Genomic DNA, 19,891 nt, shown 5'->3' on the forward strand with positions numbered 1-19,891 from the left:
CTGCGGACACAGTTGACGAAACACTATGAATAGTTTAGGAACAGTTTAGCTTTTAAAAGACCTTTGCAAAATCTAAAATATTATTAATGGAAGCATTTTTTACATTACAGGGCGTCATCGCGAGGCGACGTAGTCGCCGTGGCGATCTCAGATCTCTCTGATATCACCCGGAAAAGAGATTGCTTCGCCACTTCGTGGCTTGCAATGACTCCCTTACCTGTCACTGCGAGGAGGACGAAAGGCCAACGAAGCAGTCTAAGAAAATATTTTGCAAAGGTCTCAAAAAAAACAAATTTAGCTATACACCTAAATTCCCACCTAAGGAAAAAGATTGAAGATTAAAGAGCTAAAGTTTTTCCTGCCACTTATCTTTCTATTTTCTCCTTAAGGGCTTATTCTTCCTTTTCTAAAAAATCAGAGCAAAATTGATAAAATATGGACAAAAATGCGGATAAATGTATGTGAAATAAAATATTTGTAAGCTACGAAGTGACGAAGCACTCTTCCTAAAGTCTTTAATTTCCTGGGTCTTTTGTATTTTTCTAAGACCCTCACATAAGGGGTTGACAGGTAATTTCTTTGCCGTTATTTTATCAGGCGCTGGATGGGTCGGTAACTCAGTTGGTAGAGTATCGGCCTTTTAAGCCGAGAGTCGCAGGTTCGAGTCCTGCCCGACCCACCAGAGTCTTTACAATTAAATACGGTGTCCCCGTCGTCTAGCCAGGTCCAGGACACCGGCCTTTCACGCCGGCAACAGGGGTTCAAATCCCCTCGGGGACGCCAAACTCCTCTCCTGAATTATGACCATTCAAATCTTAGCTTCAGAAAGTCTTGGTGTAAGGTCAATGGCCACCCTGGTGCGCACAAATGATGTATCCATCTTAATTGACCCAGGGGCAGCCCTTGGTCCTAAAAGATACGGACTTCCTCCTGATAAGCTTGAATGGGAGCGCCTCCGTTTATTAAAAGCTAAAATAAAAGAAAAAATTAAAGAAGCCGATATTATTGTCATAACCCATTACCATTATGACCATTACGACCCTGAATGGGCAGAACTTTTTAAGGGAAAACGCTTGTTTTTAAAAGATCCTGAAAAAAACATAAATCGCAATCAGGCCAAAAGGGCAAAAGAGCTTATTAAAAGGCTTTTATCCGCTAGTTGTTTCTACGAAGTAGCAGAAGGAAAGGAACTTTGTTTTGGAACCACTAAAGTTATTTTTTCAGGGCCTTTAAATCACGGGCCTGATGAACGCTTTGGGGCGGTGGTGGCTGTTCATGTGAAATCACCAACACTAAACTTTCTTCATTCTTCTGATGTCTCAGGGCCTGTTCAAGAAGAGGCCCTTTCTTTTTTCTATAAAACCTCACCAGAAATTCTTTTTATTGATGGGCCAGCCACTTATCTTGGCCCCCGTTTTGGGCTGGAAGAATGTAAAATTGCTCGCCAAAATTTGGTTTCTTTGGTAAGGGATTTGAAACCTTCTTGCTTAATAATGGACCATCACCTTTTGCGTGATTTGTCCTGGAAAAAGTGGGCTGAGGATATCTATGAGGCTGGAGAATCCATTGGCACAAAAGTTCTTTGCGGAGCGGAATTTATAAATAAACCACTTTTACTTCTTGAAGCCGAGCGCAAACATCGCTATAAAACCCTTAAACATAAAATTCTTGAATTTGAGTCTAGCTAAAGGGAGGAAGTCCTATGAGTATGTCTAACTTTCTTTTTACCTCTGAGTCTGTAACTGAAGGTCACCCTGATAAAGTGGCAGACCAGATTTCAGACGCCATCTTAGATGCCATCCTTGAAAAAGACCCTTATGCTCGGGTGGCATGTGAAACCATGGTCAATACCGGCATGATCCTTATTGCCGGTGAGATTACCACCGAGGCCCGGGTAGAGTATGCCAAGATTGCCCGCGGCGTGGTAAAAGAAATCGGCTATAATCACTCAGACCTTGGTTTTGACTGGCAAACTTGCGCAGTGCTTACCAGCGTTGACCGCCAGAGCCCTGACATCGCCATGGGCGTTGAGCGCGGTGAAGAAATAGGGGCAGGAGACCAGGGCCTTATGTTCGGCTACGCCTGTGATGAAACCCCTGATTATATGCCCATGCCTATTTGGTACGCTCATCGTTTAGCCATGAGGCTTGCCGAAGTTAGAAAAAAGGGGGTGCTTCCCTTTCTTCGCCCTGACGGAAAAACTCAGGTAACAGTGGCTTATGAAGATCGCCGTCCCAAGGCCATTCATACGGTAGTGGTGGCGGCACAGCATGAGCCCTGGGTGGAATACAAAGAATTGCGAGAAGCCATTATTGAAGAAGTAATCAGGAAAGTCATTGCTCCCGAGCTACTTACTGACGAAACCAAGTTTTTAGTAAACACCACGGGGCGTTTTGTTATAGGTGGCCCCTTAGCAGACTGTGGTATGACCGGGCGTAAAATAATCGTTGATACCTATGGTGGCCGAGGGCACCACGGAGGCGGGGCGTTCTCTGGTAAAGATCCCACCAAGGTTGACCGTACTCCGTCTTATTATGCCCGCTATGTGGCCAAAAATATGGTAGCGGCAGGTGTAGCGAAAGAACTTGAAGTGCAGGTGGCTTACGCCATTGGTGTGCCAGAGCCCCTGGCCATAAATGTAAATACTTACGGGACAAACAACATCCCTGTGGAACGTATTGTTGAAATTATTAAGGAACTTTTTGATTTTAGGCCCCGCCACATGATTGAATACCTTGATATGCGCCGACCTATTTTCAGGAAGACAGCTGCTTACGGCCATTTTGGGCGTCCTGAACCAGAGTTTACCTGGGAGCGTCTTGACATGGTGGAAAAGATAAAAGAGCTGGCAGGTTTATAAGGAGGCCTAGATGAAATATCACGTAAAAGACTTAGAGCTAGCGGATAAAGGAAAACTTCGTATTGAATGGGCTGGGCGAGAAATGCCCGTGCTTAAACAAATAAAAGAACGTTTTGAAAGGGAAAAACCCCTTTCTGGTATAAGGCTTGGGGCCTGCCTACACGTAACCACGGAAACAGCCAACCTTATGGACGTGCTTAAAGCCGGGGGAGCAGAAGTGGCCCTTTGTGCTTCAAATCCCCTTTCTACCCAGGATGACGTGGCGGCTGCCCTGGTTAAGCATTATCAAATCCCAGTTTTTGCCATCCGCGGGGAAGACCGGGACACTTACTATCAGCACATTAAAGCCGTGCTTGATATGAACCCCCACATTACCATGGACGATGGGGCTGACCTGATATCTACCCTTCACGCTGAGTATCCAGAGAAAATAGAAAACGTTATTGGCGGCACGGAAGAGACCACTACTGGTGTTATTCGTTTGCGTGCTATGGCCAAAGAGGGAGCCCTTAAATATCCGGTAATTGCGGTAAACGATGCCCTTACCAAGCATCTTTTTGACAACCGCTACGGTACTGGCCAGTCAACTATTGATGGTATTTTACGGGCTACCAATCGCCTTTTGGCTGGCTCTATTTTTGTGGTGGCAGGTTATGGCTGGTGCGGCAAAGGAGTGGCCATGAGAGCACGCGGCATGGGAGCACGCGTAGTAGTAACTGAAGTTGACCCGTTAAAAGCCATTGAGGCGGTTATGGATGGCTACGATGTTATGCCCATGGACGAAGCCGCTGAGATTGGAGATTTTTTCTGCACCCTTACGGGAGATATAAACGTTATCCGTAAAGAACATTTCTTGAAAATGAAAGACGGGGCCATTGTTTCTAATTCCGGGCACTTTAATGTGGAGTTAGACCTTGAGGGATTAAAAGAGGTGAGCACTGAAGTGCGGCGCGTGCGGGAAAATGTAGATGAATATACTTTGGTTAACGGGAAAAAAGTATATGTTTTAGCTGAAGGGCGACTGGTAAATCTGGCCGCAGCAGAAGGGCATCCTTCGGCGGTTATGGACATGAGCTTTGCCAACCAGGCCCTTTGTGCTGAACACCTGGTAAAACACGGTAAGGAACTCAAGAACGATGTCTATAAAGTACCTGAACATATAGACCGCTCAGTGGCTGAAATGAAGCTTAACGCTATGGGTATTAAAATTGATAAGCTTACCCCTGAGCAGGAAAAATATCTTTCTTCCTGGGAGATGGGAACATAATGCCCAGGCCTATAGCCGTATGCCTGGTAAGCGGCGGCCTTGATAGCTGTGTGGCTGCCGCTTGCGCGGCTAAAAATTATGAGCTTGCTTTTTTACACGTCAAATATGGCCAGCGTACCGAGGCCAGGGAACTTCGCGCTTTCAATAAAATAGCGGACTTTTATAAAGTTAAATATCGCCTGATTACCAGTGTTCCGGCCCTAAAAGATATTGGCGGCTCAGCTCTGACTGACGAAAAATTAAAAGTCCCTGAAGGAAGTGTTTCCACTGATGGCATCCCTATAACTTACGTGCCTTTTAGAAATGCTCATTTTCTGGCTATAGCGGTTTCCTGGGGGGAAGTGCTTGGGGCCAAGCGTATTTTTATAGGGGCCAGCCAGGTGGATTTTTCTGGTTATCCCGATTGTCGAGCTTCGTTTTTTGAGGCCTTTAACCAGGTTATTAAAGAAGGCACCAGGCCTGAAACAGATATTCGCATAGAAACCCCCCTTATCAATCTATCCAAGGCCGAGATTGTCAAACTGGGAATAAAACTGGGAGCCCCTCTTCATCTAACCTGGTCTTGTTACCAACGTGAAGATATGGCCTGTGGGCGTTGTGAGTCCTGCCTTTTGCGCCTTAAGGGCTTTAAAGAAGCCGGGTTAGAAGACCCTATCCCTTATGTCAGAGAAAATATTTGAATGTAAGCGCTGTGGTTTTTGCTGTCAGGGAGAAAGTACTGTCTCTCTTTCTCCTGAGGAACAGCAAAGGATTGCTTCTTTCTTAGGGTTAAGCCTGAAAGATTTTCTAAAAACTTATACTGTTTCCCGCGGGAGCCGTGTAGAAATGAAAATTGTAAACGGCCATTGTATTTTTTATGACGAAGAGCAAAGGCTTTGCAAGATTCATCCGGTAAAACCTTTTCATTGTCGTAGGTGGCCCCTTCACCCAAGTATCTTTAAAGATAAAGAAAATTTTGAAATTATTCGGGCAAGCTGCCCGGGTTTTAACGAGACAGCCACCTGGGAAGATGTTAAATCCCTCTTATCCTATAAAAAATTTACCTAATTGTTAATTTTTCTGGATTGTTCTACAATTTTGTAAAAAACTTCCCACCAAAACAGACTGGTTAGAGCAATCTTTCCTTGAAAAGACTTTTAAACCTTATAACTTCAAAGCTAAAGCCTGATTAAAAGCAAAGTTACAAAAATTCGTTGATTTTGGCACAAGTTTTGGAATATAGATAAACTGTCAAAAATTAAAGGAGGCTCTGAGATGAAAAAAATTGAAGCCATTATTAAACCATTCAAACTGGAAGAGGTGAAAGAGGCCCTGGCTGAGATTGGAATTAAAGGCATGACGGTAAGTGAGGTCAAGGGTTTTGGACGCCAGAAAGGGCATCGTGAAATTTACCGCGGGGCTGAATACATAGTTGACTTTTTACCAAAGGTAAAGATTGAGCTGGTAGTAGAGGCTGAACTGGTAGAAAAGGTGGTGGAAACCATAATCAATAGCGCCCGTACCGGAAAAATTGGTGACGGTAAAATTTTTATAATACCGGTAGAGGATGCTATCCGTATTAGAACTGGAGAACGAGGCAAGGAGGCCGTTTAGTGCTCCAGCCTGTTAAAATCACAGAACCACTTCTTGTAGCCAGATCTTCGGTAGTTAATCGAGCCAAGCGCATTGATGGCCTGATTAAAGGGCTTTTCCCGTCCAGTTTCAAGAGAAAGCCAGTGGCTATTTTGGGTGTAGGAGGTTATGGCCGCAAAGAGCTTTGCCCTTATTCAGACATAGATTTGCTATTTTTGCACGGGGATCTTTCTGAAGAGAAAATCTCCCAGCTGGTTGAAAAAGTTCTCTATACCCTGTGGGACCAAAAATTTGAGGTCGGCTATCGTGTTTGTTCTTTAGAAGAGGTTTTTGCTGATGCTCGCAAGGACTTTTCTCTTTTAACCGCTTTACTTGATGCCCGGTTGATTTCTGGTTCAAAAAAGCTTTATCAGAAATTTAAAAGTCTTTTTAATGACAGTCTCATTGCTGGACGCCGCAAGGAACTTTTTCTAGCCCTCAAGAGTACTAGGCTCAAAAGATTAGAAATTTACAGCGAAAACTCCTTCCTATTGGAGCCAAACCTAAAAGAAGGGTTGGGTGGCCTTCGCGATTTCCATTTGCTTTTGTGGACGGCTCGCATACTTTTTGGTCTGGAAACTCTACGAGACATTGAAAGGGCAGGGCTCATCTCTTCAAAAGAAAAAAAGCTGCTGAAATCTGCTTATCAATTCCTCCTGGCAGTAAGAGAAGAACTTCATTTTCAGGCCAGGCGTCACGAAGACCGGCTCTACTTTGAGTACCAGCCGATAATAGCAGTTAAAATGGGTTTTGGTTACGAAACCGAAGGGGCTATAAGCAAATTCATGACCAATGTTTACCGCGCCATGAGCCAAATTCACGAAATAGTGGAAGCGGTGTTAGACCATGTAGAGCTGACTCTTGGTTTTCTCCCTGATGAAAGAAAAAAGCTGGAAGGTGGCTTTGAGATCATATCCGGCCGCCTTTATCTCACCTATAGAGAACGCGCTCTCTGGGACCTTTCTTATGTACTCAATTTATTCATGCTTCAGGCGGAAACAGGGCTTAAATTGCACCACCTTACCAGGATCTTTTTAAAAGAAAATTTTAGTTCTTCAAAATCTTTCAATCTTGTCAATTTAGAAGGCAGGTTTTTTACAAAATTGTTAACAAAACCCTATGCTTATTTAGCTTTAAAAAGCATGCGGGAAACCGGTTTTTTAACAAAGATACTGCCCGAATTTCAAAGAATTATAGGGCTTACCCAGTTTGATGTTTATCACATCCACCCCTTAGATGAACATTTATTGTTAACTATTAAAGAACTCGGGGCTTTGCGTGAAGAACGTTCTGATTATTGGGAAAGAATAGAAAACGAAGAAGTTTTATTTTTGGCAGGATTATTGCATGACCTTACCAAAGGATTACCTGGAAGACATGCTGAAACAGGAGCACAGATGGCTTTAGAGATAGCTTTTAGACTCGGTTTTTCCGAAAAAGAAGCTCAGATGGTATCCCGGTTGGTGAAAGATCATCTTTTAATGGTTGAAACCGCCTTCAGGAGAGATTTAACCGAAGAAAAGGTTGTTATTGATTTTGCCAGAAAAATGAAAAACCTTGGCCATCTGACCAGGCTTTACTTTTTAACTATAGCTGACTCCCGGGCCACCGGGCCAGCGGCCTGGAGTTCCTGGAAAGCAGCCCTGATTGACGAGCTTTATTTAAAAACAGCTAAGATTTTTAGTGAGGGAGTTCTGGCCCAAAAACAGACAATTATTGAAATTGAAGAGAAGGAAAAGGCTTTGCGTAAAGAGTTTGGCTCTTTGGTTGATATTCTTCCTTCTTGTTATCTTCTTTATTCTTCACTGGAAAATTTAAAACCACAACTTTCATTGCTTAAAATTTATAAAGAGAAAAATCTGCCATTCTTGTTTAATGTTTCAAAACAAAGGGATTTATTTAGAGTTTTTATAATAACTAAAGATAAACCCGGTCTTTTTGTGCGTCTTACAGGAGTGTTTACTCTCCATCATTTAGATATTAAACAGGCTCGTATTTTTACTTTAGAAGACGGTACAGCTCTTGATATTTTTGAAGTAAGTTCTCCTTATGGCGATTTTCCTAAAGAAGAATTAGAAAATAGTTTTTTAAACTTTGTTTTAAAAGACGAAAATATAGAAAATTCTTTAAAAGAAATTAAGCCTTTATTTTGTTCTATTAGGAAGCCAAGCAAAAAATTAGATTTTCATGTTTCTATAAATAACGAACACTCTGACTTTTTTACCATCATTGAGATATATGCACCTGACAAGCTAGGTTTGTTATATCATTTGGCTAAGTCCCTATCAAAGTGGCCTTTAAATATTGAAAGGGCTTTTATTTCCAATAAAGAAGACCTAGCTTCTGATGTTTTCTATGTTAGAAGTATTGAAGGTGAAAAATTAGCTAATGAAGAATGTGAAAAACTTCAAAAGTATCTAGTCAACACTTTGAAAGAATTTTTTAAGAAAAATGTTTGTTAGATAAAAATAATAAAGGAGGTTTTTTATGACACCCAAAGAAGTTCTTGAATTTGCCAAGAAAAATGGCGCTAAGATGGTTGACTTGCGATTTACTGATTTTCCGGGCATCTGGCAGAATTTTACAGTACCCATTGAGGAGTTGACCGAAGAAAGTTTTGAGGCTGGTTATGGTTTTGATGGTTCTTCTATTCGCGGCTGGCAGGAAATTCATGAAAGTGACATGATTATAATTCCTGACCCAAATACCGCGGTTATGGATCCCTTTTACGAAGTCCCTACTCTGGTGCTTCTTTGCAATGTTTTTGACCCTATCACCAAAGAACCCTATAGCCGTGACCCACGCTACGTAGCCCAGAAAGCTGAAGAATACCTTAAAAGCACAGGCATTGGAGACGTTGCCTTTTTTGGGCCTGAACCGGAATTTTTTATTTTTGACGATATTCGTTATGATAGTGGTACAAACTTTTCTTTTTACTTTGTAGATTCAATTGAAGGGACCTGGAATACCGGGCGCGAGGAATGTCCCAACCTTGGCTACAAACCCCGTCCTAAAGAAGGTTATTTTCCTGTTCCACCTACTGATAAACTACACGACCTCCGCACCGAAATGGTCATGGTACTTCAACAGGTGGGTATAAAAATAGAGTGCCAGCACCACGAGGTGGCCACTGCAGGGCAGGCTGAGATTGATATGCGCTTTGCCCCACTTCTAAAAATGGGTGACCAGCTCATGTGGTACAAATATGTCATTAAAAATGTGGCTTATAAGCACGGTAAAACCGTAACTTTTATGCCAAAGCCGCTTTTTGGTGACAACGGTTCTGGTATGCACACCCACATGAGTATCTGGAAGGGAGATACTCCTCTTTTTGCTGGAGACCGTTACGCCGGCCTTTCTGAAACGGCCCTTTATGCTATCGGCGGAATTCTTAAACACTGCAAAGCGGTTTGTGCCTTCACCAACCCCACTACCAACTCTTACAAACGCTTAACTCCAGGTTTTGAAGCTCCAGTTAACCTTTGCTACTCCAGCCGTAACCGTTCCGCGGCTATTCGTATCCCTATGTACAGCCCGAGCCCCAAGGCCAAGCGTATTGAGTTCCGGACGCCTGACCCTTCCTGCAACGGCTATCTTGCTTTTGCGGCTATGCTTATGGCTGCTCTTGATGGTATTGAAAACCGCATTGATCCTGGTGAGCCTATGGACAAAGACCTCTATAGCCTGCCGCCTGAGGAATTAAAAGACATTCCCACCACTCCTGCTACCCTTGAGGAGGCCCTTCAGGCACTTGAAGAAGACCACGAGTTCTTAATGAAAGGCGATGTCTTTACCGAAGACCTTATCCGCAAATGGATTGAGTATAAGCGTGAAAACGAGGCTGACCAGGTTCGCCTGCGTCCGCATCCTTATGAGTTCTATCTCTATTTTGACATCTAATATTAAAAAGGGAGGGGCTTTTCCCTCCCTTTACGAATTTTTATGTGGCGAGAAGCCAGCAAAAGCTTTGGTAAAGTAGCGAAAGACTATGACCTCTGGTATAAAGATAATCCTTTATTCCTTGCAGAACTTGAAGCCTTAAAACTTTTAGGCCCACCAGAATATCCTTCTCTAGAAATAGGAGTAGGTACCGGCGCCTTTGCCAGGGCTTTAGGTTTTGATTTTGGGCTTGATCCTTCGCTTGAAATGCTTTTTTTGGCTAAAGAAAAAGGAATAAAAGTGGTAGCAGGCATAGCTGAAGCCCTTCCTTTTAAAACCGGAAGTATTGCTAGCTGTGGTTTATTTTTTACTTTTTGCTTTTTGTCTGAACCAGAAAAGGCTATACGTGAGTGTTACAGGATTCTAAAAGAAAAAGGAAAAGTCTATCTGGGTTTTGTGCCAGGAGAATCTCCTCTGGCAGAATTTTATAGAGAAAAGGCCAGAAAAGGCCATCCACTTTACAAGTTCGCTAAGTTTAGAAAGGGAAGTGAAGTTTTAAACCTTTTTGAAAAACACGGATTTTTCAAAATAAAAGGTTTTTCTACCCTTATTGATTACCCCTCAAAAGAACCCAAAATTGAAGCCCCCCTTGAAGGATTAGCACCTCAAGCTGGTTTTTGGGCGATTCTATTTGAAAAGCTCTAATTATTCAAATTCAGGCTCAAGCAACCAGGAATAATAAGCCATACGCTGTTTTTCGTCGGCAAAACTAATCCATTCACAACCAACTAGAGTTTTTTTAACATGAACTACCCTAGCCTGGCCTGTTATTTCTTCACCCCGGTAAAAAAGGGTAACGGAGATATTATCACCAGGAGTTACATCCAGGCCATCAGGTTTCCAAAAACCAATTCCGCTGATACTGGCATTAGCTAGTTCTCCCATCTGCCCATCAGATAACAAAACTTTTGAGCCCTTTAAGGTTATTCGTAAATGCCGTCTTCTATCTGCTTCTTGTTTTTGTTGGGGAATCATAATATCACCTCCTGACTTCTTATTTCGGCATAAAGAACATTCTTCTTAACAGGCTTTTGGTTAATTTTCCTTTTATTGAATGAGACCTAAATTACCCGAGGGAAGAGATCGCCTCGGTCTTTACAGGCCTACAGGCCTCGCGAGATAAATTCCTTTCTTTTGTACGGAGAAGGTTTCTCGCCGCAAGAAAAGAGGAAAAGCTTCGCCGTAAAGTGAGGAATTTGGTAATAACAAATCTAATATCATCATCAAAAATTCTATATTTTTTCATGAGAATCGTTGTTTAAATTTAAAAATTCTGATATCAAAAAAATAGAATCTAATCTTTTGCAGAAAAAACTTTTTCTATATAATAGGCTTTCATTTAATCAGAAATAGTGTAAGTAATATTAAATTTTTTTAAACTTTAAAAAATTTTATCAGGGAGGAGGTTTTTATGAAGCTTGACCCTACCAAGATGAAAGATTGGGAGATTGCCGCTGAGGCCGAAAAACACATGAAAACTGTCTATCAGCTGGCCGAGGAACTTGGCCTTGAGCAGGAAGAGCTACTACCTTATGGCCATTACGTAGCAAAAATTGATTACAAAAAAGTCCTTGAGCGTTTAAAAGACCGTCCCAATGGCAAGTATATTGATGTCACCGCTATTACCCCTACTCCTCTGGGAGAGGGAAAATCTACCACTTCCATTGGCCTGGTAGAAGGCCTGGGTAAACGCCAACAAAGTGTTATTGGAGCGTTAAGGCAGCCCTCAGGTGGCCCTACCATGAATATCAAAGGTTCTGCCGCCGGCGGAGGCTTAGCCCAGATTATCCCTCTGGACAAGTTTTCCCTTGGGCTTACTGGAGACATTAACGCTATTATGAACGCCCACAACCTGGCCATGGTGGCCCTTACGGCTCGTATGCAGCACGAGTTCAACTATGATGACGAAACCCTGGCCAAGCGTGGCTTAAAGCGCCTTAACATTGACCCCAAGCGAGTGGAAATGGGCTGGATTATAGACTTTTGCGCCCAGGCCCTGCGTCATATTGTCATAGGTCTTGGGGGTAAAAAAGATGGCTATCCCATGGAAAGCAAGTTCTGGATTGCCGTGGCTTCAGAGGTTATGGCTATTCTGGCCGTAGCCAGAGATTTAAAAGACTTTCGCGAAAGAATTGGAAAAATCGTGGTGGCTTTTGATAAGTTTGGCAATCCTGTAACCACCGAAGATTTAGAAGTGGCGGGGGCCATGTGTGCCTGGATGGTTGATGCTATAAACCCCAATATGATTCAGACCCTTGAAGGCCAGCCTGTTCTCATTCACGCTGGTCCCTTTGCTAACATTGCCATTGGTCAGTCTTCTATTATAGCTGACTACGTTGGCCTTAAACTTGCCGACTATGTAGTCACCGAATCTGGTTTTGCCGCTGACATTGGCTACGAAAAGTTCTGGAACATAAAGTGTCGTCTTTCTGGGCTTACTCCTGACTGCGTGGTGGTGGTGGCTACCATCAGGGCCCTTAAGTGTCATGGTGGAGCTCCCATACCTCTTCCTGGGCGTCCTATACCCAAGGAATACCTTGAAGAAAACCTAGAGTGGGTGGAAAAAGGTTGTGAAAACCTCCTGCACTGTGTGAACATTGTTAAAAAGAGCGGTGTCACTCCAGTGGTTTGCATAAATGCCTTCTACACTGACACCAAGGCCGAAATTGAACTGGTCAAAAAGATATGCGAAGAGCACGGCATCAGAGCCGCTGTTTCTGAACACTGGCTTAAGGGCGGTGAAGGAGCCCTTGAACTGGCTGACGCCGTAATGGATGCCTGTAATGAACCCACTAACTTCCGTTTTCTTTATGAGCTTGATGAGCCAGTTAAAGACCGCATTGAAAAAATCGCTAAAGAAGTCTATGGCGCAGATGGAGTAATTTATCTCCCTGACGCCGAGGCCAAAATCAAACTCATTGAGGCCGATGAAGAACTGCGCCGCATGCCCATCTGCATGGTAAAGACCCACCTTTCCCTTTCTGATAATCCGGCTTTAAAAGGGGTGCCTAAGGGATGGCAGCTTAGGGTGCGCGATGTTCTGATTTACCGTGGCTCAGGTTTTATCGTTCCAGTGGCTGGCGACATTAGCCTCATGCCTGGCACTGGCTCAGACCCAGCCTACCGCCGTATTGATGTAGATGTAGAAACAGGTAAAGTCAAAGGGTTATTCTAAACACACAGACATGGGGAAAAATGCTCCACATTGGGGCATTTTTCCTCATTTAATTTTTCTTAAGAAGAAAAATAAAAATTTTTATATGCAATTTTTTCCCAAAAAACATCAATTTTTACTAAATTTCCATTGGCATGCCTCTTGCTTTTAAGAGAGGCCCAAAATAGAGGGAGGTATGTGTAAATGGCTGCTAAAATAATAAGTGGCAAAGAGATATCCCAACAAATACGCGAAAAACTAAAGAAAGAGGTGCAGGAACTTAAAGAAAAGCACGGAGTAACGCCTGGCCTTGTTACTATCCTGGTAGGAGAGAATCCGGCCTCTGTTTCCTACGTTACGGCTAAACAGCGTACGGCTCACGACCTTGGTTTTCATTCCGTGCAGGAAAATTTGCCAGAAGATGTCTCTGAGGAAAATCTCCTCAGTCTTATCAAAAAATACAATGAAGATCCGACCATTCATGGCATTTTAGTACAACTCCCTTTGCCCAAACACATCTCTGAACAGAAAGTTATTTACGCCATTGACCCACGCAAGGATGTGGACGGGTTTCATCCGGTAAATGTGGGAAAGATGGTTATCGGAGAGCCTTGTTTTATTCCCTGTACTCCCGCGGGGATACTTGAGATGCTGGCACGTGCTGACGTAGAAGTCTCCGGGGCCGAAGTAGTGGTGGTTGGCCGTAGCAATATTGTAGGGAAACCGGTAGCCATTCTTCTTATGCAAAAGAGAAAACCTGTAGGTAACGCCACGGTTACCGTTTGTCATACCGGCACCAAAGATATGCTATTTCATACTAAACGGGCCGATATTCTCATTGTAGCCGCTGGCCGCCCCAAAGTTGTTACGGGAGATATGGTAAAAGAGGGCGTGGTAGTAATAGATGTTGGTGTAAACCGCATAGGCACCACCCCTGAAGGCAAGGCTATACTTTGTGGAGACGTTGACTTTGATTCCGTAAAAGAAAAAGCCGCAGCTATTACTCCTGTACCTGGAGGCGTTGGCCCTATGACTATCACCATGCTTATGAAAAACACCGTAGAAGCCGCCAAAATGTGGGCGGGGCTCCCAAGTGAAGTAGGTTAGAATTGCTATTTTTTAAAAATTATATTAAAGTTCAGTTTTTATGAAAATTAACTTTAGGAGGATTTCATGGAGCCTCGTCTAAAAGCCAAAAACGAATGTAGCAAGTGCATGATAAATCAGGATGTTTTTGAACGTATTCAGGGTAAGGTTTTAACTGCTCCAGAAAGGGTAAATAAAAGAGGGACCAAGCCCTGTCTTTTTGGTAAAGGGGGGACCTGTTGTCATGTCTGTAATATGGGGCCCTGCCAGATAGTTGAAGGAGTAGAAGAGTTGCGCGGCATTTGCGGGGCTACCGCTGCTACGGTAGCCGCTAGAAATTTTGGCCGCATGGTAGCTGCTGGAACTTCTGCTCATTCAGACCATGGTCGTGGCATAGCTGAAGTCTTTTATCATACGGTGCACGGTGAGACTGAAGACTTTGAGATAAAAGACGAAAAGAAGCTTCGCATGGTGGCCTATTATTTTGGCCTTGATTATAAAAAGCCGGTTAAAGAACTGGCCAAAGAAGTGGCAGTTAACGCTTTAGAGGAGTTTGGTAAGCAGCACGGAGAGCTCGCTTTTATAAAACGTGCTCCAGAAAAACGTCAGCAAAGATGGCGTGAGCTTGGCGTTGTACCTCGTGGAGTTGACCGCGAAGTAGTAGAGATGCTTCACCGTACTACCGTGGGAGTTGACCAGGATTACCGCAGCCTTCTTAAGGCCTCGGTACGCTGTGCCCTGGCTGATGGCTGGGGTGGCTCTATGTTGGCTACAGAGCTCCAGGATATACTCTTTGGGACGCCTCAACCATTAAGGGCGGTAGTCAACCTGGGAGTGCTTAAAGAAGATATGGTAAATGTTACGGTTCATGGCCATGAGCCAGAGGTGGCTGAGGCCCTGGCCATCGCAGCTCAGGATCCTGAAATAATTAAAGAAGCTGAAAAAGTTGGAGCTAAAGGAATTAACCTCGCTGGTATTTGTTGTACTGGAAACGAAGTCCTCATGAGGCGGGGCATTCCCATTGCGGGAAGCTTTGTCCAGCAGGAACTGGCTCTGGCTACGGGAGCCGTGGAAGCCATGGTAGTTGACGTTCAGTGTATTATGCAAAACGTAGCCACCGTGGCCTCTGCCTATCACACGGCGGTTATCACGGTAAGTGATAAAGCTGAGATTGAAGGGGCTATGCATATCCCCTTTGACCACAAACATCCTGTAGAAAGTGCCAAAAAAGTCCTTCGTGAAGCCATTTCCCGCTTTCCTAAAAGGGATAAAAACCTGGTTTATATCCCGCCAAACAAAATGGATGTAGTGGCTGGTTTTAGTCACGAGACTATTCTTTATATCCTTGGAGGGCGTTTCAGGGCCTCTTATAAGCCTTTAAACGAAAACATTATAAACGGCCGTATTTTAGGGGTGGCGGCCATTGTTGGATGTGATAACTTTCGCGTTTTTGAAAAGACCCACGCAGAACTTGCTAAAGAACTCATTGCCAACAATATCTTGGTGGTAGTTACGGGTTGTGCTGCTACTTCTATTGCTCGGGAAGGGCTCCTTTCGCCTGAGGCGGCTAGTCTCGCGGGAGATTCTTTGCGTGAAGTTCTTGAGGCCGTAGGTTGTCCTCCGGTGCTACACATGGGTTCCTGTGTAGATAATTCCCGTATCCTTATCGCCCTGACCGAGATGGTAAACGCTGGCGGCCTGGGAGAAGATCTAGATGATTTGCCGGCCATTGGTTGTGCTCCTGAATGGATGAGTGAAAAGGCCGTAGCTATTGGAAACTATTTTGTGGGAAGTGGAGCCTGTGTAGTTTTTGGGCCTAATTTCCCTACTGAGAAAAGCCAGATAGCCACTGATTATCTATTTCACGAATTTTATCATATTTTTGGCGCTCCCTGGGTGGTAGCCCGAAACGCCAGTGAATTCGCCAATATTATGATAGATAAAATCAAAGAGAAACGTAAAAATCTCGGCATTGACAAACCTAAACCCAGAGTTCTTTTTGACATGGCTATGCGTCGGGCCCTTGAAGCGCCAAAAATTTCTCCCTTTCATGGGCTCGGCTGTTTTGGGCCTACTCATCTTAAGGTAGAAGAAGAGGAGCAAACGGCTCAATAAATCTTTAGGGGTGTTAAATGGGGAAAGATAAAGTCGGTAAAGTTATGGTGTTAGGGGGCGGCATCGCCGGGGTACAGGCCGCCCTTGATTTAGCAGAACTCGGCTTTTATGTCTATCTTGTAGAAAAGAAGGCCTCTATTGGTGGGGTTATGGCCCAGCTTGATAAGACCTTCCCCACCAATGATTGTAGTATCTGAATACTGGCGCCCAAGCTGGTGGAGGCCGGGCGGTCTCCCAATATTGAAATTATTACTTTAGCGGAACTTAAGGAACTTAGCGGTAAAGCTGGCCATTTTAAGGCCAAACTGTTTATTAAACCGCGTTATGTTGATCCGCAGAAGTGCACAGCTTGCGGGCTGTGTACAACTTATTGTCCGCGGGAAGTGATTGATGAATATAACGAAGGCCTGGTTTATACTAAAGCGGCTCGCATTGATTATCCTCAAGCTATTCCCACTACCTATTATTTAGACGCCAAGGCCTGTTTACGCATGCAGCACGAAAGTTGCCAGTTATGCGCTAATGTGTGTGGGCCTAACGCCATTGTTTTTGACCAGCTTCCCGAAGAGCGCGAAATAGAAGTAGGGGCCGTAGTATTAACCTTAGGATTCGGTCGTATTCCTCAGGAAGTGCTTGAAAAGTATGGCTATGGCAAGTACCCCGATGTGATGACCAGCATGGAAATTGAGAGGATGACCTGTGCTTCAGGGCCCACTGAAGGTGAGATTATAAGGCCTTCTGACTTTACCCATCCTCAACGGATCGCCTTTTTACAGTGCATTGGTTCACGGGATGTTACCTGCGATAATGGATATTGCTCTTCGGTTTGTTGTATGTACGCCATGAAAGAGGCCTCAGTGGTGAAAGAACATTTGCCAGAAGCCCAGATAGACCTCTTTTTTATGGACATCCGCACGCAGGGGAAAGGGTTTGACGAGGCCTTTAACCGGGCGGTGGAAAAATATGGTTTCGGTATAATTTACGCCCGTGTGCCTAAAATAGACCAGGTTGGCCGAAAGCTTGCTCTTACCTATGTTACTGAAGATGGAAAAAGCCACCGTGAATTTTACGATATGGTGGTGCTCTCGGTAGGGCTAGATGCCCCTAAAGATGCTGAAAACCTGGCTTCTATTCTGGGGATAGAGCTTAATCATTATGGTTTTGCCCAAACCAGGACTTCTTCTCCCCTTGAAACAAACGTACCAGGCATTTTCGTAGCCGGTGCCTTCCAGGGGCCAAAAGATATTCCAGAAAGCGTGGTGCAGGCCCAGGGAGTGGCGGCACGGTGTTCAGAGCTTTTGGCTGAAGTTAGGGGTGAAGAGGCCATTTTAAAAGAGTTTCCTCCTGAGGACGAAGAACTTGAGGCCCTTGAGCCCAGGGTAGGGGTTTTTGTGTGCCACTGTGGAGTAAACATTGCCAGTGTAGTAGATGTAGAGGACGTAACTCGTTACGCGGCTAATCTTCCAGGGGTGGTGCACGCCGAGGATGTTCTCTACTCTTGTTCTCAGGACGCCTTGAATGACCTGGTTAAAAAAATAAAAGAACATCGTTTAAACCGGGTGGTTATTGCGGCCTGTAGCCCCAGGACACACGAACCTTTGTTTCAGGAAACTCTAAAGGAAGCAGGGCTTAACCCGGCGTTAATTGAAATGGCCAACATTCGTGACCAGTGTTCCTGGGTGCATTATTTTGATCCGCAGGCAGCTACGGCTAAGGCCAAAGACCAGGTGCGCATGGCTGTGGCCAAGGCTTTAAGGCTAAAGCCGCTTGAAACGCAAAAAGTAAAGGTAACCCCTTCCGCCCTGGTAATAGGGGGAGGGGCAGCCGGGCTACAGGCAGCCCTTTCCATTGCTGAGCAGGGTTATGAAGTTCATCTTGTTGAAAGAGAAAGAGAGCTTGGCGGAAATCTCAGACGCGTAACCGGGCTTCTATCCGGTGAAGACCCGCAAAAAATCCTTGAAACCCTTATAAAACAGGTGGAAAGCCATAAGCGTATAAGAGTTTATAAAGAGACCACGGTGGAAAATATCTCCGGCTATGTTGGGAACTTTACCTCTACGCTCAGGAGCCAGGCCGGCTCTGAGATAGTTAATCACGGGGTGGTGATTATTGCCACCGGGGGTAAGGAGCATCGTCCAGCGCTCTGGGGGCTTGGAGAAGAAGATAAAATCCTCACCCAGCTTGACCTTGAAGCGGAATTGGCTGGAAAGGCCTCAAAGATTGCTAGAGCGAGAAGCATTGTCATGATCCAGTGTGTAGGCTCTCGGGGGCAGGATTTAAAATATTGCAGTAAGCTTTGCTGTCAGCAGGCTGTTAAAAACGCCCTGCGTCTTAAAAAGCGCTACCCCAAAAAGGACGTTTATGTCCTTTACGGAAACATGCGCACCTATGGCTTCTCAGAAGATGCCTATCGTGAAGCAAGAGAGGCCGGAGTTATCTTCCTTCGTTTTACGCCCCAGAAGCGGCCTGAATTGATTAAAAAAGGAAAAAGCCTTTATGTAAAACACTATGACGCTTTGCTGGGAGAAGACTTACTTATTCCAGCCGATGTGCTGGTTCTTTCGGTGGGCATTGCTCCTGGAGACAATGAAGAGCTTTCAAAAATAATAAAGGCTCCTCTTACCAGTGACGGCTTTTTCCTTGAAGCCCACGTGAAGTTAATGCCCGTTGAGCTGGCTGTTGACGGGGTTTATGTATGTGGACTTGCTCACGGACCTAAACCCCTTGATGAAACGCTGGCTCAGGCAAGGGCGGCGGCAGCTAAGGCTACTATTCCTCTGGCAAAAGGATATGTTGAAGTAGCGCCTATAGTTTCACGGGTAGACCAGCAAAAGTGTATTGGCTGCGGTATATGTGCTGATCTTTGCCCATACGGGGCTATTCAGATGATTAAAGTGGGCAAGCGGAAAAAGGCAGAAACTATAACTGCTTCCTGTAAAGGCTGTGGTATTTGTGCCTCACACTGTCCGGTATTTGCTATTGAGATGGGTGGTTTTACAGACGAAGCTATTCTGGCCCAAATTGAAGCCTTTGGAGATTTTGCTGAAAAAGAAAGCCAGGAAGAGGCAGAAAAAGCCGCTTAATTTTGGAGAATAGGGGATAGCTATGAACTTTAATCCAAAAATACTTTCTTTTTTCTGTCACTGGTGTTGTTACGCCGCAGCAGACTCTGCTGGCGTGGCCCGTTACAAATATCCACCCAATAACCGGGTTGTAAGGGTGATGTGTACCGGTCGCATTGATCCGCTTTTTATTGTGGAGGCCTTTAGAGCTGGAGCAGACGGAGTCTTAGTAGGCGGGTGACACCTTGGTGAATGTCATTACCAGTCTGGTAATTATGAAATGCTAATAATAGAAGAAGTCACAAGAAGGCTCCTTGAGCTGGTAGGGCTTAGGCCGGAACGCTTTCGAGTTGATTGGGCTTCAGCCGCTGAAGCCCCGCTTTTTGTGCAGATAGTTACTAACTTTACGGAAGGTATTAAAAAACTTGGCCCATTAGGTGAGGCTGAAGGCCTTGACCAGGGAACACTTAAGTGGCGCCTTAAAGCGGCAAGTGAAGTGGCTAAGAAGAGTCGTTTGCGCGCAGCTTTAGGCAGTCTTGCTAGAGAATTCAAAAAGGCTGGTGATTACAGCCCAGAAAATATTTCTAAAAGAGTAGAAGAAAAGATAGTCCCCATACTCAAAAAAGAGCTTTTTGAAGAAGAAATTAAAGAACTTCTTTCTAAAGGGCCAATATCAATTGATGCTATACTTAAAAAGACTGGTGCAACAACCGATGATATCGTTCCAATTTTAGAGGCTATGCAAAAAAAGGGAAAAGTAGAACGAAAGGGAGAAACTTTAGAACCCAAATAAATAT

15 protein-coding genes and 2 tRNA genes are annotated in these 19,891 nt (G+C 44.4%); 16 read left to right on the forward strand and 1 reads right to left on the reverse strand.

What is annotated here, in order from left to right; all coding sequences use genetic code 11:
- The first annotated feature begins 606 nt into the window (after nt 1-606).
- The 11 genes from TH606_RS08720 to TH606_RS08770 all read left to right on the forward strand — a co-directional run bounded on the left by TH606_RS08720 (nt 607) and on the right by TH606_RS08770 (nt 10,322).
- A tRNA-Lys gene (locus TH606_RS08720) sits at nt 607-682 on the forward strand.
- Nucleotides 683-705: 23 nt separating this feature from the next.
- Nucleotides 706-783, forward strand: a tRNA-Glu gene (locus TH606_RS08725).
- A gap of 62 nt (nt 784-845) precedes the next feature.
- Entirely contained in the window at nt 846-1,688 is an 843-nt protein-coding gene (locus tag TH606_RS08730) for an MBL fold metallo-hydrolase (protein ID WP_197460542.1), read from the forward strand.
- Nucleotides 1,689-1,702: 14 nt separating this feature from the next.
- Entirely contained in the window at nt 1,703-2,860 is a 1,158-nt protein-coding gene (gene metK / locus TH606_RS08735) for a methionine adenosyltransferase (RefSeq protein WP_068543001.1), read from the forward strand.
- Nucleotides 2,861-2,870: 10 nt separating this feature from the next.
- Complete coding sequence (gene ahcY / locus TH606_RS08740) at nt 2,871-4,127, forward strand: adenosylhomocysteinase (RefSeq protein WP_068543003.1); 1,257 nt, start codon at nt 2,871-2,873, stop codon at nt 4,125-4,127.
- Nucleotides 4,127-4,807: a 7-cyano-7-deazaguanine synthase QueC gene (gene queC, locus TH606_RS08745; RefSeq protein WP_068543005.1), complete on the forward strand. Its 681-nt coding sequence runs from the start codon at nt 4,127-4,129 to the stop codon at nt 4,805-4,807. The genes ahcY and queC overlap by 1 nt, the downstream gene beginning before the upstream one ends.
- On the forward strand, nt 4,788-5,174 hold the full coding sequence (locus TH606_RS08750; protein ID WP_068543007.1) for a YkgJ family cysteine cluster protein: 387 nt from the start codon (nt 4,788-4,790) through the stop codon (nt 5,172-5,174). The genes queC and TH606_RS08750 overlap by 20 nt, the downstream gene beginning before the upstream one ends.
- Before the next feature lie 207 nt (nt 5,175-5,381).
- The gene (locus TH606_RS08755) at nt 5,382-5,720 is read left to right on the forward strand and encodes a P-II family nitrogen regulator (RefSeq protein WP_068543009.1); all 339 of its coding nucleotides are present in this window, start codon (nt 5,382-5,384) and stop codon (nt 5,718-5,720) included.
- A complete protein-coding gene (gene glnD, locus TH606_RS08760; protein WP_068543011.1) occupies nt 5,720-8,200 on the forward strand; it encodes a [protein-PII] uridylyltransferase in 2,481 nt (826 codons plus the stop codon). Before TH606_RS08755 ends, glnD begins: the two co-directional genes overlap by 1 nt.
- Nucleotides 8,201-8,225: 25 nt before the next feature.
- Nucleotides 8,226-9,638 (forward strand): type I glutamate--ammonia ligase, encoded by a 1,413-nt coding sequence (gene glnA / locus TH606_RS08765; RefSeq protein ID WP_068543013.1) that lies wholly within the window; start codon nt 8,226-8,228, stop codon nt 9,636-9,638.
- 42 nt (nt 9,639-9,680) lie between these two features.
- Complete coding sequence (locus tag TH606_RS08770; protein WP_068543015.1) at nt 9,681-10,322, forward strand: class I SAM-dependent methyltransferase; 642 nt, start codon at nt 9,681-9,683, stop codon at nt 10,320-10,322.
- Here the strand turns inward: TH606_RS08770 and TH606_RS08775 are convergent, their stop codons facing one another.
- Entirely contained in the window at nt 10,323-10,652 is a 330-nt protein-coding gene (locus tag TH606_RS08775) for a PilZ domain-containing protein (protein ID WP_068543018.1), read from the reverse strand.
- Between the two features lie 436 nt (nt 10,653-11,088).
- On the opposite strand from TH606_RS08775, the gene TH606_RS08780 reads away from it, so the two are divergent.
- From TH606_RS08780 to TH606_RS08810, 5 genes are all read left to right on the forward strand, one after another.
- Nucleotides 11,089-12,852, forward strand: coding sequence for a formate--tetrahydrofolate ligase (locus TH606_RS08780; RefSeq protein WP_068543020.1), 1,764 nt, complete (start codon nt 11,089-11,091; stop codon nt 12,850-12,852).
- 183 nt (nt 12,853-13,035) lie between these two features.
- A complete protein-coding gene (gene folD, locus TH606_RS08785; protein ID WP_068543022.1) occupies nt 13,036-13,938 on the forward strand; it encodes a bifunctional methylenetetrahydrofolate dehydrogenase/methenyltetrahydrofolate cyclohydrolase FolD in 903 nt (300 codons plus the stop codon).
- Between the two features lie 66 nt (nt 13,939-14,004).
- Nucleotides 14,005-16,032, forward strand: a complete 2,028-nt coding sequence (gene cooS, locus TH606_RS08790) for an anaerobic carbon-monoxide dehydrogenase catalytic subunit (RefSeq protein ID WP_068543024.1) — start codon at nt 14,005-14,007, stop codon at nt 16,030-16,032.
- A 17-nt stretch (nt 16,033-16,049) separates the two neighbouring features.
- Nucleotides 16,050-19,115: an FAD-dependent oxidoreductase gene (locus tag TH606_RS08800; protein WP_157627898.1), complete on the forward strand. Its 3,066-nt coding sequence runs from the start codon at nt 16,050-16,052 to the stop codon at nt 19,113-19,115.
- Between the two features lie 22 nt (nt 19,116-19,137).
- The gene (locus tag TH606_RS08810; RefSeq protein ID WP_157627899.1) at nt 19,138-19,887 is read left to right on the forward strand and encodes a hydrogenase iron-sulfur subunit; all 750 of its coding nucleotides are present in this window, start codon (nt 19,138-19,140) and stop codon (nt 19,885-19,887) included.
- The last annotated feature ends 4 nt before the right edge of the window (nt 19,888-19,891 follow it).

This window comes from Thermodesulfatator autotrophicus (genome assembly GCF_001642325.1).
Lineage (GTDB): Bacteria > Desulfobacterota > Thermodesulfobacteria > Thermodesulfobacteriales > Thermodesulfatatoraceae > Thermodesulfatator > Thermodesulfatator autotrophicus.